Genomic DNA, 13,404 nt, shown 5'->3' with positions numbered 1-13,404 from the left:
GGCCCTCCGTGGGGAGGACCGCCGCCCGTCGTCGTGCCGGGTGGCTCAGACCGCGGAGCCGGCCTTCCACTCGGCCCAGCTCATGTTCCAGCCGTTGAGGCCGTTGTCCGGGGCGATGGTCTTGTCCTTGGAGTTCTTGACGACGACCACGTCACCGATGATCGAGTTGTCGTAGAACCAGGCGCCCGGCTGGTCGGGGTCGTTGGCACCCTTGGCGTCGTTCAGGCCCACGCAGCCGTGGCTGGTGTTGACCTTGCCGAAGATGGAGTCGCTGCCCCAGTAGTTGCCGTGGATGAAGGTGCCCGACGTGGACAGCCGCATGGCGTGCGGCACGTCCTTGATGTCGTACTCGCCCTTGCCGTCCTCCTTGGTGAAGCCGACCGTCGAGCCGTCCATCCGGGTCTCCTTGAACTTCTCGGAGATGACCATCTGGCCGTTGTAGGTCGGGTTCTCGGGGGCGCCGGCGGAGATCGGGATGGTCTTGATCGTCTTGCCGTCCTGGGTGACCGTCATGGTCTTGGCTGCGGCGTCGACGGTGGAGACCTGGTTGCGGCCGACGGTGAAGGTGACGGTCTTCTGCTGGACGCCGAAGACGCCCTCGGAGCCCTCGACGCCGTCGAGGTTCAGCTTGAGGGTGACCTTGGAGCCCTCGGCCCAGTAGTTCTCGGGGCGGAAGTCCAGGCGCTGGGCGTTGAACCAGTGGCCGACGACCTCCTGGCCGCTGGTGGAGGAGACGCTGATCGCGGACTGGACGGCCTTCTTGTCCGTGATCGGCTTGTTGAAGGTGAGGGAGACGGGCATGCCGACGCCGACCGTGGAGCCGTCCTCGGGGGTGAAGTTCCCGATGAAGCTGTTGTCCTTGGAGACGGTGGTGAAGGAGGAGTTCTCGTGGGCCTCGCGGCCCTCGGAGTCCTTGGCGGTGGCGGCGATCTTGTAGGTGGTGGCCCGCTCGAGCTGCTCGGTGGGCTTCCAGCTCGTGCCGTCGGCGGCCATCTCGCCCTTGACGGTCGTGCCGTCCGGGGCGGTCATGGTGACCTGGGTGAGCTTGCCCTCGCTGACGGTGACCTTGGCGTCGTTGTTGATCGACGCGTTCTGCGCGCCGTTCTTCGGCGAGATCGCTATTCGGGCCTGGGAGGCGTCCTTCGCCGCCGCCGCGTCGACCTGGGACTGTGACGTCTTGGAGCTTCCGGCGGCGTCGGCCTTGTCCTCACCGCCGCTGCAGCCGGTGAGCACCATTACGCCGCCGAGCAGTGCGGACGCGGCCACCAGGCCCCTGCGCCGCTTGCTGTCCGTCATCACACGCTTCTCCATCGTCGCCGATTCCCTGCCAACTGTTACAACAACACCCATAACAACCCGTCCGGTTCCCCATCAGGCATGGATGTGGGGAACACCACTGATCGACGCACCCCGGGGAGCCGTTGGTTCCCGATCTTCCCGAGGTATACGGACGCGCGTGAAATGGGCCCCGGACGCACCCGCGCGGTGGGAGTCCGGGGCCCGCGGCGTGTCGCAGGTCACACGCTACGGCCGTACGTCGTCGAGGTGATCCTCGTCATCCTCCTCCTCCAGCTCCCACACGTCCGCGTCGGGGTCGTGGTCGACCAGCTCGCTGCTCCAGGACGCCTGGGCGAGTTCGACACCCGGCACCTGGCTCAGCAGATCGACCGGCTCGACGAGGTACGCGAGAGCTTCCGCTTCGTCTTCTCGTACCGCGGACTGGGCCTGCGTACGCTCCTCGTCGGGCATGAATTCGTCGGCTTCGACGCGTTCGAGGGCCGCTGCGGTGAGTTGTTCGTCGTCCGTCACTTCCATCAGCAGTTCCACTCGAAGGCGCACATACCGTGATGTCTCAGAAGGGCTCATATGACGGAGCGTAAGCCGCCGGGGCCCACGACTTTCCAGCGACCCGCTGTGTTCATTAGCATCGACGCACCCACCAATTCTCGGTTCCGCAAGGGGATCTGAATCTGTGTCCGTCGCACGTCGACCGCTGCTGACCGCCACCGCCGCCGGGACCCTGCTCGGCGCGCTGTGGTTCGTCCCTTCGGCCAACGCCACCGTTGAGCGGCCACCCGCGGAGCAGCACGAAACGAGAACGTCCGCGGCGAGCGGCCAGGACCTCGCGCTCGCCGACACCGGAAGCGTCGACACCACGCCGTACCTGATCGGGGGCGCGGCCTTCCTGGGTGTCGGTACGGGCCTGGTGGCCTTCGCCGTACGACGAGGGGCGCACACCGTCCTGTGACGGTGCGCGCCCCGGGCACGCGCGCGGGCCGGGTCAGGCCAGCGGGCCGGTGACCTTCTCGACCGCCTCGACGAGCCGGCCCTCGCGTACGAAGGCGTCGGCGGCGTCCAGGTCGGGGGCGAGGAAGCGGTCCGGCCCGGGGCCCTGGACCCCGGCCGCGCGCAGCGCCTCGATGGCGGCGCGGGAGGCGGGCGCCGGGGTGAGGCCCTCGCGCAGCTCGATGGCGCGGGTCGCGGCGTACAGCTCGACGGCGATGATCCGGCCCAGGTTGCCGACGGCGGTGCGCAGCTTGCGGGCGGCCGACCAGCCCATGGAGACGTGGTCCTCCTGCATGGCGGAGGAGGGGATCGAGTCGGCGGAGGCCGGGACGGCGAGCCGCTTCAGCTCGCTGACCAGGGCGGCCTGGGTGTACTGGGCGATCATCAGGCCCGAGTCGACGCCCGCGTCGTCGGCGAGGAACGGCGGCAGGCCGTGGGAGCGGTTCTTGTCCAGCAGCCGGTCGGTGCGGCGCTCGGCGATGGAGCCGAGGTCGGCGGCGGCGATGGCGAGGAAGTCCAGGACGTACGCCACGGGCGCGCCGTGGAAGTTGCCGTTGGACTCGACGCGACCGTCGGGCAGGACGACCGGGTTGTCGACCGCGGAGGCGAGCTCGCGCTCGGCGACGAGCCGGGCGTGCGCCATGGTGTCGCGGCCCGCGCCGGCGACCTGGGGGGCGCAGCGCACCGAGTAGGCGTCCTGGACGCGCGGGGCCTCGTCCTGCTGGAAGTGGCCGGTGAGGCCGGAGCCCCGGAGGACGGCGAGCATGTTCGCGGCGGCGGCGCCCTGGCCGGGGTGCGGGCGGATGGCGTGCAGTTCGGGCGCGAGGACCTTCTCCGTGCCGAGGAGGGCCTCGAGGGAGAGCGCGGCGGTGATGTCGGCGGACTTGTAGAGCCTGTCCAGGTCCGCGAGGGCCATGATCAGCATGCCGAGCATGCCGTCGGTGCCGTTGAGGAGGGCGAGGCCCTCCTTCTCGCGCAGCTCGACGGGCTCGATGCCGTGCTCGGCGAGCAGTTCGCCGGCCGGGCGCACCCGCCCGTCGGGGCCCTCGGCGTCGCCCTCGCCCATGAGGGTGAGCGCGCAGTGGCTGAGCGGCGCGAGGTCGCCGGAGCAGCCGAGGGAGCCGTACTCGTGGACGACCGGGGTGATCCCGGCGTTCAGCACGTCCGCCATGGTCTGGGCGACCTGGGGCCGGACGCCGGTGTGGCCGGAGCAGACGGTCTTCAGCCGCAGGAACATCAGCGCGCGGACGACCTCGCGCTCGACGGGCGCGCCCATGCCGGCGGCGTGCGAGCGCACGATGTTGCGCTGGAGCTGGGCGCGCAGCTCGGGGCTGATGTGCCGGGTGGCGAGCGCCCCGAAGCCGGTCGACACGCCGTAGACGGGCTCGGGCTTGGCGGCGAGGGCGTCGACGATCTCCCGGGCCTTGGCGAGCGCGGCGAGCGCCTCCGGGGAGAGCTCGACCGTTGCGTTGCCGCGGGCCACGGCGATGACGTCCTGGGCGGTGGTACCGGACGTCCCCACCACGACTGTGTGCATATCCATATTCAGCAGCGTACGGACTGAATCCCAACGTGTCACTACCCCGCCTGTCCGGAGCCCCTTACGCCCCGGAGGGTCCCGGTCCGGCCTCCGGACCGGCCTCCGGACCCGCCCCGGTTCCCGGGCCGGGGGCGGCGTCCGGCGCCTGCGGAGCCGGGGCGTCGCGGAAGCTGCGGCGGTCACGGGAGGAGGACGGGGGGTGGTCCGCCAGCGCGATGACCGTGCCGTCGCGGCCCGCCACCACCGGCTTGGGCGACCGGGCGGCCTTGGCCCGGTACTGGGCGGCGTCCGCCAGCCGGAACAGCCGCCGCGCCGAGGGCACCGGACCGATCGGGTCACCGGTGGACGCCACCCCGCACGCCACGCCCTCGCCCAGCTCCAGGTCCCCGGCGCGTACGCACAGCTCGTCCGCGGCGCGCACCACCTCGTCCGCCTCCGGCCCCACCGACACCAGGCAGAACTCGTCCCCGCCCAGCCGCGCCGCCAGGGCGCCCGGCAGCATCGCCCCGCAGTACGACAGCACCGAGCCGAAGCGCTCCAGCAGCCGGTCCCCCACCGCGTGCCCGTGCGTGTCGTTGACGCGCTTGAGGCCGTTCAGGTCGCACACCACGAGCGAGACCACCGTCCCGTCGCTGAGGAAGCGCTCCACGGCCTCGTCCAACCGCATGTCCACCGCCCGCCGGTTGGCGAGCCCCGTCAGCGGGTCGGTGAAGGCCAGCTTGCGGACCTCCTCCAGCCGCTCGGTCTGGGCGATCCCGGCCGCGACCACCGACGCGAGGACGGTCGCGAAGTCCGCGTCGCCGCGGTCGAAGACCGGCGCGCCGGCCGGCCGCGCCACGTACAGCTCGCCCCACGCCCGCCCGTGCATCACTATCGGCGCGACCACGCAGCAGCCGCGCCCGCGCCGCCGCAGCGCGGCCACCCTCCCCCGTAGCACTCCGTGCACGGGAGGGGCCCCCATGTGGGTGTAGCCGGGCTCGCCCTCGGCCGGCCCCTCGGCCGTCTCGACCCAGGCGTTGGGCTCACCGCCGCCCGCCCACCGCTCGTGCAGGAACTCGGTGATCTCGGAGAACTGGTGGACCGGATAGGTCTCGGCGTCCGGGAACTCCTCCTCGTCCGCGGCCCGCTGTCCCGCGTTCACCAGCACCTTGAGCCGGCCGAGGTCCCGCTCCCACATCGAGAGCGCGGCGAACGTCCCGCCGAGCGCGTCGCGCGCGCCCAGCGCGGCCGCCCGCCAGGTCTCGCGCGGAGTGTGCGCCGACGCCATGGCCTGCGCGAGCGCCACTACAGCGCGTAGCCGGACATCCTCACCCATTCCTCAAGCTTAGGGAGCATCGCCGACTTTTCACTCCCCGGGCCACTCCGGCTTCCGCTTCTCGTTGAAGGCCGCCACGCCCTCGGCCCGGTCACCGGAGAAGGCCACCGACCGCCAGGCCGCGTCCTCGACCTCCAGGCCCGCCCGCAGGTCCAGCCCCTGCCCCAGCCGCATGGCCCGCTTGGCGGCCCGCAGCCCGACCGGCGAGTTGGCCGCGATCCGGCCGGCCAGCTCGAGCGCGCCCTCCCGGGCGTCGTCGACGAGCTGGTCGGCGAGCCCCAGGGACACCGCCTCGGCCGCCGCCACCCGCCGTGCCGTGAACACCAGCTCCGCCGCCCGGGCGGCCCCCACGCGGCGCGGCAGGAGCTGCGTACCCCCGCCGCCGGGGATCACGCCCACCGACACCTCGGGCAGCCCGACGACGGCGGTCGCGTCCACCACGATCAGGTCGCAGGCGAGCGCGAGCTCGAAGCCGCCGCCCAGGGCGAAGCCGTGCACGGCGGCGACGGTCGGCATCGGCAGCTCGAGCACGCCGGTGTACGCGCCGCGCGCGACCGGCCGCTGGCGCACCAGCTCGGCGTCGGTGAAGGAGTTGCGCTCCTTGAGGTCGGCGCCGACGCAGAACGCCTTGTCGTTGGAGGAGGTCAGGACGGTCACGCGCACCGAGGCGTCGGCGGCGAGCGCGGCGCACGCGGCACCGATGGAGCGGGCCATCTCGCTGGAGACGGCGTTCATGGCCTTGGGCCGGTCGAGCACCAGCTCGGCGACGTGGTCATGACGGCGTACGGCGACGAATTCCCCGAAGCGCTGCTCGGACATGCGTGACACACCCTCCCGGTTAACGAACGTTAGCGAACGTTATCCGGTGATCCTAGGCTGCCGCCGCGTCAGCAGCCAGGGCTCGATGACGCCCAGCCCGCGCACCGGCCGCTGCCACATCGGCTGGAGCGCGAAGCGGTACTTCGACAGGGCGGCGCCCGGCGCCTCGCCCTCCTTCTCGGCGCGTGCCGCCTCCTCGGCGGCCTGCGCCTCCGAGACGGGGGCCTCGCCCGTGCGCGACAGCTCCTCCGCGAGCGCGCCGTCGACCAGGACGGCGTCCTTGGGGGCTATCGAGGTGAGCCGGCTGGCCAGGTTCACGGTCGTGCCGAAGACGTCGCCCATGCGGGTCGTGACCGTGCCGAAGGCGATGCCGACGCGCAGCGCGGGCATCGTCTCGTCGTGGGTGAGCGTCTCGATGAGCCGCAGCGCGATCTCGGCGGCCGTACCGGCGTCGTCGGCCGCGAACAGCACCTCGTCACCGAGCGTCTTGATCAGCCGTCCGCCGTGCGCGGCGACCAGGTCGGCGGAGGTGGTCTCGAACGCCTCGACCAGCTCGCCCAGCTCCTCCTCCTCCAGGCGGCGGGTGAGCCGGGTGAAGCCCACCAGGTCCGCGAAGCCGACCGCCAGGCGCCGGTCCACCATCTCCTCGTCGTCGGCGGCCTGCACCACCCGGCCGGTCGCCGCCGCGAGCTGCCGCCGCCACACGTACACCAGGAACTCCTGGAGCTCCGGCAGCAACAGCTCCACCAGGGGATACGTCACTTCCGTGCGGGTCATCCCCGGCTCGGGGGGCTCGGTCAGCCCCTCCAGGAACGAATCGATCTGCCACTCGGCCAGCCGGGCGGTGGTCTGGCCGGTGGACCGGGCCACCTGCACGGCCATCGGCTCGCTCAGCAGTCCCGCCTCCACCAGACCGGCCAGCCGGCGCAGCGCCAGCACGTCCGCCTCGGTCAGCGCCTTGGCCTGCCCGATGTCGGCGAAGCCCATGGCCCGCCAGAACCGGGAGGCCAGGTCCATGGACACACCGGCCGTGCGGGCCGCCTGGAAGGGGGTGTAGCGGCGCTCCGCGCCGAGGATCAGTTGCTCCAGCCGGATGGCCAGGGGGTCGTCGGTCGGCTCCGCCGTATGGTCGACGACATGGTGGGGGGTGGGGTACTCCGCCGCGCCCTGCGACGTCCCGGTCTGCGACGCCCCGTTCGGCTCCGCCCCGCTCGGCCCGGACCCGGACCCGCCCGAGTTCGCGTCGTCGACGGTCACCGGCCGCCTCCTGCCCGTTCCCTGCGCACTGTCCTGCCGATCTGTAGCTGGATCGTCGTCAACGATACGGCAGGTGTGCCCTGGCTCACGTCCCCGCGGCCGAGCGCGTCAGCCCACCGGGCGCAGATGCACGACGTCGCCCGCGCCCACGGCCTCCGGCTGTCCGCCGGGCGGCGCCACCACGAGGCGGCCGTCGCCGTCGATGGCGACCGCCTCGCCGGTGAGGGTCCGGTCGCCGGGCAGCTCGGCGCGGACGGTACGGCCGAGGGTGGAGCAGTTGGCCGCGTACGCCTCGTCCAGGCCGCACGCCGACGGGTCGCCGCCGGCGGCCGTCCAGCGGCGGTACCACTGCTCCAGGGAGCGCAGCAGGGCGCGCAGCAACGGGTCGCGGTCGGTGGAGATCGCGTCGGCGAGCCGGAGGGAGCCGGCCGTGGGCACCGGCAGCTCCTCCTCACGGAGCGTGACGTTGAGGCCCAGCCCGACGACGATGCCGTCGTCGCCGGCCCGCTCGGCGAGGATCCCGCCGGCCTTCCGCTCCTCGCCCCGCACCTTCACCATCAGGTCGTTCGGCCACTTCAGCGCCACGTCGGCGCCGGCGGCCCGGGCGAGCCCGGTGGCGGCGGCGACGCCGGTGAGCAGCGGCAGCCAGGCGAGGCGGGCGACGGGGACGTCCGGCTTGAGCAGGACGGAGAGGAACAGCCCCGAGCGGGCGGGCGCGGACCAGGTGCGGTCCAGCCGGCCGCGCCCGGCCGTCTGCTCCTCGGCGACCAGGACGGCTCCCTCGGGGAGGGAGGCGGCCCGGGCGCCCAGGTCGGAGTTGGTCGACCCGGTGGCGGGCACGAGGTCGAGGGAGGTCCACAGTCCGCCGGGCACGAGGAGGGCGCGGCGCAGGCCGGCGGCGTTCAGGGGCGGTCGTTCGAGGTCGGACCAGGGGCTCCCTGGACCAAGTGAGGGCGTCATGCAAGCCAGCGTAGGTGTGGTAAACACCGCACTGCCGAAGGGTATCGCCGCCGATACGCTACGGGTCAGTAGCCAACGATCCCGTGACCAGGCAGGGAGCCGCATCCCGATGTCCGAGCCGGCCAAGGCCCAAGAGCCCCAGATCGACATTCACACGACCGCGGGCAAACTCGCGGATCTTCAGCGCCGTATCGACGAGGCGACGCACGCGGGCTCCGAGCGCGCCGTCGAGAAACAGCACGCCAAGGGCAAGTTGACGGCCCGCGAGCGGATCGCGCTGCTGCTGGACGAGGACTCCTTCGTCGAGCTGGACGAGTTCGCCCGGCACCGCTCCACCAGCTTCGGCCTGGAGAAGAACCGCCCGTACGGGGACGGCGTCGTCACCGGCTACGGCACGGTCGACGGCCGCCCGGTGGCGGTGTTCTCGCAGGACTTCACCGTCTTCGGCGGTGCCCTCGGCGAGGTCTTCGGGCAGAAGATCATCAAGGTGATGGACTTCGCGCTGAAGACCGGCTGCCCCGTGATCGGCATCAACGACTCCGGCGGCGCCCGCATCCAGGAGGGCGTCATGGCCCTCGGCATGTACGGCGAGATCTTCCGCCGCAACACCCATGCCTCGGGTGTGATCCCGCAGATCAGCCTGGTCGTCGGCCCGTGTGCCGGCGGCGCGGTCTACTCGCCCGCCATCACCGACTTCACGGTGATGGTCGACCAGACCTCGCACATGTTCATCACCGGCCCCGACGTCATCAAGACGGTGACCGGCGAGGACGTGGGCTTCGAGGAGCTGGGCGGCGCCCGGACGCACAACGCCACCTCCGGTGTGGCGCACCACATGGCGGGTGACGAGAAGGACGCCATCGAGTACGTCAAGTCGCTGCTGTCGTACCTGCCGTCGAACAACCTGTCCGAGGCGCCCGCCTTCCCGGAGGAGGCGGACCTGGCGCCCACCGACGAGGACCGCGAGCTGGACGTCCTCATCCCGGACTCGGCGAACCAGCCGTACGACATGCACACCGTCATCGAGCACGTCCTGGACGACGGGGAGTTCCTGGAGACCCAGGCGCTGTTCGCGCCGAACATCATCACCGGCTTCGGGCGGGTCGAGGGCTACCCGGTCGGCATCGTCGCCAACCAGCCGATGCAGTTCGCGGGCTGCCTGGACATCGACGCCTCCGAGAAGGCGGCCCGGTTCGTCCGGACGTGCGACGCGTTCAACATCCCGGTCCTCACCTTCGTCGACGTGCCGGGCTTCCTGCCGGGCGTCGGGCAGGAGCACGAGGGCATCATCCGGCGCGGCGCGAAGCTGATCTACGCGTACGCCGAGGCGACCGTCCCGCTGATCACGGTGATCACGCGCAAGGCGTTCGGCGGCGCGTACGACGTCATGGGCTCCAAGCACCTGGGCGCCGACCTCAACCTGGCGTGGCCGACCGCGCAGATCGCCGTGATGGGCGCGCAGGGAGCGGTCAACATCCTGCACCGCCGCACCATCGCGGAGGCCGACGACGTGGAGGCGACGCGGGCGCGGCTGATCCAGGAGTACGAGGACGCGCTGCTCAACCCGTACACGGCGGCCGAGCGCGGTTACATCGACGCGGTGGTCATGCCGTCCGAGACGCGGGCGCAGATCGTCAAGGGGCTGCGTCAGCTCCGTACGAAGCGGGAGAACCTGCCCCCGAAGAAGCACGGCAACATCCCCCTCTAAGGAGCCCCCATGATCAAGGTTCTGCGGGGCAACCCGACCCCGGAGGAGCTGGCCGCCGCACTGGCGGTGGTCCAGGCGCGCGCCGCCGCCACCGCCTCGGCGGCCTCCGGCGGCGCGCCGCACGTGCCCGAGGGCTGGTCGGACCCGGCGCGCATCGCCCACACCCGCCACCCGCACCCGGGCCCCCGGTCGTGGGCGCGGTCCTACTGGCCGGCCTGAAGCACGGGCAGGACGGCCTCCGCCATGACGCGGTATCCCGCGTCGTCCGGGTGGAGGCCGTCTTCGTACGCGTACGCGGGGTTCAGGCGGTCCGGGTCGGACGGGTCGCCCATGAGCCGGTGCAGGTCGACGACCGCGTCGAACTCGCCGGACTCGCGCATCCAGTCGTTGACCTCGGCGGCGACCCCGGCGGCACGGGGCCCCCAGTGGGTGGTGCCCTTGAACGGCAGGATGGTCGCGCCGACGATCCGTACGCCACGCGCGCGTGCGGCCCGTATCAGCCGCCGGTACCCGGCGATCAGGCCGGCTGCCGAGTGGACCGGGGCGGGCTTGTAGGTCGGCTGGTCGCGGGCCTCGCTGTAGCCGATGTCGTTCAGTCCCTGGAGGAGGACGACGGTCGTGACGCCGGGCAGGTCGAGGGCGTCGCGGTGGAAGCGGGCCGAGGCGCGCTCGCCGTACCAGGCCGAGTCGTTGAGCAGCAGGTTGCCGCCGATGCCGGCGTTCAGGACGGGACGGTCGACGCGTTCGGCGAGGGCGTCGGACCAGCGGCGGTCGGCGTTCGGGGTGGAGCCGAAGCCGTCCGTGAGGGAGTCGCCGAACAGGACGACGCCCCCGGGTGCCGGGTCGGCGCCGCTCACGTCCACCCCGCTGAGGTAGTACCAGGACGCGGTCGTCCCGGTGAACGGCGTGCCGGTGACGTCGTCGAGGTGGTCCCCCTCCGCGCGGTGGCTGTCGGTGAAGCCCTGGGCGTGGAAGGTGGCCGGGCCGGTGGTGCCGGCCAGGTGGAGGGTGACGGTGACCCGGTCCAGGCGCTCCACGGCAAGCTTGGCGGCGTCGCTCTCGGCCTGCCCGCGGGCGGGGACGACCAGCGAGCGGGCGCCCTTGAAGGTGAGGTGGCGCAGCGAGCCGGGGCGGAGGGCCGCGCCCGTGTCGGTGAGGGCGATGGTGGCCCCGGCGATGTGCAGGGGTGAGGTCCCGTACGCGTTCGAGAGCCGGACACGCACGCGGTCCCCGGCGGCGGTGACACGGACGATCTGGCGCAGGGTGTGGCCGGAGAAGCCCTCCTGGGACCAGTTCGGGGTGAAGCCGGCGGAGGGGAGCTGGGGCGAGGCGGTCCAGGCGGCGGTCCAGTTCATGACCGAGACTCCTAACGGGAAGCGAGTTCCATTAAGCTGCACCCCGGGACCGTACCACCACGACCCGACTAAATGAAACAGGAGTCCCATTTGGAGACCACGCCCGGCACCGTACGCCCCGGCGGCCGCACCGCGAAGGTCCGCGCCGCCGTCCTCCGCGCCACCGAGGACGCCCTGGCCGCGGACGGCTTCCACGCGCTCGCCATGGACCGGATCGCCGCCGGCGCGGGCGTCGGCAAGACCACCGTGTACCGGCGCTGGGCCTCCCCCGTGGGCCTCGTCGCCGACCTGCTGCGCGACATGGCCGAGCGGTCCGTCCCCGCCGCGGACACCGGGTCCCTCGAGGGCGACCTGCGCGCCAACGCCGCCCTCGTCACCACGACGCTCACCGACCCCCGCATGGGCCCCGTCTTCCGGGCGGTCATCGCGGCGGCCGCCTGCGACGAGGAGTGCGCCACCGCCCTGCGCGGCTTCTACGAGACCCGCCTGCGCGCCTGGGCGCCCACCGTCGAACGCGCCGCCGAACGCGGCGAGGCCCCGGCCGGCACCGATCCCCTGGAGGTCCTGCGCGCCGTGTCCGCCCCGCTCTACTACCGCTTCGCGGTCAGCCACGAGCCGCTCACCGGCGCCGACGGCGACCGGGCGGTGGCCGCGGCGCTGGCCGCCACCCGTGCGGGGGTGTTCGTCCGCCCCTGAGTAGTCCCCGGGCACCCCGGCGCCTGAGTACGCGTACTCAGGCGCCGCGCGGACCGGGCCAGCAGGATCGAAGGATGCTGTGGTCCGACCCCGAGAACGAACCCCCCGAGGAGATGCGCGACATGCAGGCGATGCTGCGGCGCGCGGGCATCCTGCTGGCGCTGGCGATGCTGCTGGCGATGTTCGTGGTGGGCCTGCACTGACCCCGGCGCCCGACCCGCCGCCGGGGGCGTTTTCCGTACGATGGCGCCCATGACTGCTGATCGGCGCCGCCGCCTCGTCCTGGCCTCCGCGTCCCCCGCCCGCCTCGGTCTGCTGCGCCAGGCCGGACTCGCCCCCGAGGTGATCGTCAGCGGGGTCGACGAGGACAGGTTCACCGCCCCGACCCCGGCCGAACTGGCGCTCGCCCTCGCCGAGGCCAAGGCCGCCCACGTGGCCGCCAAGCCGGAGGCGAGCGGCGCCCTCGTCATCGGCTGCGACTCGGTGCTGGAGCTGGACAAGCAGGCCCTGGGCAAGCCCGCCGACGCCGAGGAGGCCACCGCCCGCTGGAAGGCGATGCGCGGCCGTGCGGGCATCCTCCAGACCGGCCACTGCGTCTACGACACGACCGCCAAGCGGTACGCCTCCGCGACCGCCTCCACCCTGGTCCGCTTCGGCGACCCGACGGACGAGGAGATCGCGCGGTACGTCGCCAGCGGCGAACCCCTCCACGTGGCGGGCGCGTTCACCCTGGACGGCCGCTCGGCGCCCTTCATCGACGGCGTCGACGGCGACCCGGGCAATGTGATCGGCCTGTCCCTGCCCCTGCTGCGCCGCCTGCTGGCGGAGCTGGGCGTCGCCATCACCGACCTGTGGGACTGACCGTCCCGACCCTCACGCCGGGGCCACGCCGCCCTCCACGGGCGGCGCCGGCTCACGCGCCCCGTGCTCCGGCGCGTACAGCACGAGTGACGCCACGACGAGCCCCAGCACCACCATCATGTACGCGAACGCCGCCCAGCCCACCAGGCCGACGACGACCGCGCCCAGCACCCCGTGCGTGATCGCACAGGAGATGAGCACGATCCGCGCGGCGCGCCCGAGGCGGCGGTCCCGTACGCCGAGGAGCACCAGCAGCACCCCGCACAGCGCCACGTACGCGCCGAGGACACCGCCCATGATCCAGATGGCGGTGACCATCAGATCCGGGTCCAGCCCGTCCAGCGACATCCGCTGACCGCCCATCACCCGGGCGAGCACCATGTGCAGCAGCACGAGGCCCACCGCCTCCAGGACCAGCACGATCCCGGCCGCCAGCGCTATCGGTCTGCGGGCCACCATGGGCTCTCCCCTGCCTGTTACTCGCAGTACGGACGACTGCGCGCAGGCTACTGACTGGTAAACGTTCGGACAAGGGTTCTGACAGCGCCGCAAAGAATCATTCGCCCATTCGTAGGGACTCCACAAAGAAACGGGAGGGGGCGCTGGC

General features: G+C 72.5%; 15 protein-coding genes. 6 read left to right on the top strand and 9 right to left on the bottom strand.

The features are described from left to right. Window positions 1–45: 45 nt before the first annotated feature. A complete protein-coding gene (locus E2B92_RS19915; RefSeq protein ID WP_126883483.1) occupies window positions 46–1,311 on the bottom strand; it encodes a L,D-transpeptidase in 1,266 nt (421 codons plus the stop codon). 213 nt (window positions 1,312–1,524) lie between these two features. Next, window positions 1,525–1,815, bottom strand: coding sequence for a hypothetical protein (locus E2B92_RS19910; protein ID WP_235023892.1), 291 nt, complete (start codon window positions 1,813–1,815; stop codon window positions 1,525–1,527). A 157-nt stretch (window positions 1,816–1,972) separates the two neighbouring features. Between E2B92_RS19910 and E2B92_RS19905 the strand changes: the two genes are divergently transcribed. Further along, window positions 1,973–2,248 (top strand): hypothetical protein, encoded by a 276-nt coding sequence (locus E2B92_RS19905; protein ID WP_126883482.1) that lies wholly within the window; start codon window positions 1,973–1,975, stop codon window positions 2,246–2,248. A gap of 33 nt (window positions 2,249–2,281) precedes the next feature. Here E2B92_RS19905 and hutH read toward each other — a convergent pair whose 3' ends face one another. The 5 genes from hutH to E2B92_RS19880 form a co-directional block, all read right to left on the bottom strand. Further along, window positions 2,282–3,823 carry a histidine ammonia-lyase gene (hutH, locus tag E2B92_RS19900; RefSeq protein WP_126883517.1) on the bottom strand — a complete coding sequence of 514 codons (1,542 nt, stop codon included), beginning with the start codon at window positions 3,821–3,823 and terminating at the stop codon, window positions 2,282–2,284. A gap of 64 nt (window positions 3,824–3,887) precedes the next feature. Next, window positions 3,888–5,141, bottom strand: a complete 1,254-nt coding sequence (locus E2B92_RS19895; protein WP_126883481.1) for a GGDEF domain-containing protein — start codon at window positions 5,139–5,141, stop codon at window positions 3,888–3,890. Window positions 5,142–5,171: 30 nt separating this feature from the next. Then, a complete protein-coding gene (locus E2B92_RS19890; RefSeq protein WP_126883480.1) occupies window positions 5,172–5,960 on the bottom strand; it encodes an enoyl-CoA hydratase/isomerase family protein in 789 nt (262 codons plus the stop codon). 39 nt (window positions 5,961–5,999) lie between these two features. Continuing rightward, on the bottom strand, window positions 6,000–7,217 hold the full coding sequence (locus E2B92_RS19885; protein ID WP_126883479.1) for an adenylate/guanylate cyclase domain-containing protein: 1,218 nt from the start codon (window positions 7,215–7,217) through the stop codon (window positions 6,000–6,002). 108 nt (window positions 7,218–7,325) lie between these two features. Further along, window positions 7,326–8,177, bottom strand: a complete 852-nt coding sequence (locus E2B92_RS19880) for a biotin--[acetyl-CoA-carboxylase] ligase (protein ID WP_126883478.1) — start codon at window positions 8,175–8,177, stop codon at window positions 7,326–7,328. A 109-nt stretch (window positions 8,178–8,286) separates the two neighbouring features. On the opposite strand from E2B92_RS19880, the gene E2B92_RS19875 reads away from it, so the two are divergent. Both E2B92_RS19875 and E2B92_RS19870 read left to right on the top strand, forming a co-directional pair. Continuing rightward, the gene (locus tag E2B92_RS19875) at window positions 8,287–9,885 is read left to right on the top strand and encodes an acyl-CoA carboxylase subunit beta (RefSeq protein WP_126883477.1); all 1,599 of its coding nucleotides are present in this window, start codon (window positions 8,287–8,289) and stop codon (window positions 9,883–9,885) included. A gap of 9 nt (window positions 9,886–9,894) precedes the next feature. Beyond that, a complete protein-coding gene (locus E2B92_RS19870; RefSeq protein ID WP_126883476.1) occupies window positions 9,895–10,104 on the top strand; it encodes an acyl-CoA carboxylase epsilon subunit in 210 nt (69 codons plus the stop codon). Here E2B92_RS19870 and E2B92_RS19865 read toward each other — a convergent pair. Then, complete coding sequence (locus E2B92_RS19865) at window positions 10,089–11,240, bottom strand: SGNH/GDSL hydrolase family protein (protein WP_126883475.1); 1,152 nt, start codon at window positions 11,238–11,240, stop codon at window positions 10,089–10,091. The two genes, E2B92_RS19870 and E2B92_RS19865, sit on opposite strands and share 16 nt — an antisense overlap. A 72-nt stretch (window positions 11,241–11,312) precedes the next feature. Here E2B92_RS19865 and E2B92_RS19860 point away from each other — a divergent pair, with 72 nt between their 5' ends. The 3 genes from E2B92_RS19860 (at window position 11,313) to E2B92_RS19855 (ending at window position 12,797) form a co-directional block, all read left to right on the top strand. Further along, entirely contained in the window at window positions 11,313–11,936 is a 624-nt protein-coding gene (locus E2B92_RS19860; RefSeq protein ID WP_126883474.1) for a TetR/AcrR family transcriptional regulator, read from the top strand. Window positions 11,937–12,010: 74 nt separating this feature from the next. Beyond that, entirely contained in the window at window positions 12,011–12,139 is a 129-nt protein-coding gene (gene mmpB, locus E2B92_RS33820; RefSeq protein ID WP_260604300.1) for a morphogenic membrane protein MmpB, read from the top strand. Window positions 12,140–12,188: 49 nt separating this feature from the next. Continuing rightward, the gene (locus tag E2B92_RS19855) at window positions 12,189–12,797 is read left to right on the top strand and encodes a Maf family protein (protein WP_126883473.1); all 609 of its coding nucleotides are present in this window, start codon (window positions 12,189–12,191) and stop codon (window positions 12,795–12,797) included. 12 nt (window positions 12,798–12,809) lie between these two features. Here E2B92_RS19855 and E2B92_RS19850 read toward each other — a convergent pair whose 3' ends face one another. Next, window positions 12,810–13,256 (bottom strand): hypothetical protein, encoded by a 447-nt coding sequence (locus E2B92_RS19850; protein ID WP_126883472.1) that lies wholly within the window; start codon window positions 13,254–13,256, stop codon window positions 12,810–12,812. Window positions 13,257–13,404 lie beyond the last annotated feature (148 nt).

The organism is Streptomyces sp. WAC05374, from assembly GCF_004353505.1.
GTDB lineage: Bacteria > Actinomycetota > Actinomycetes > Streptomycetales > Streptomycetaceae > Streptomyces.
This window is presented reverse-complemented; position numbering and strand designations above follow the sequence as displayed.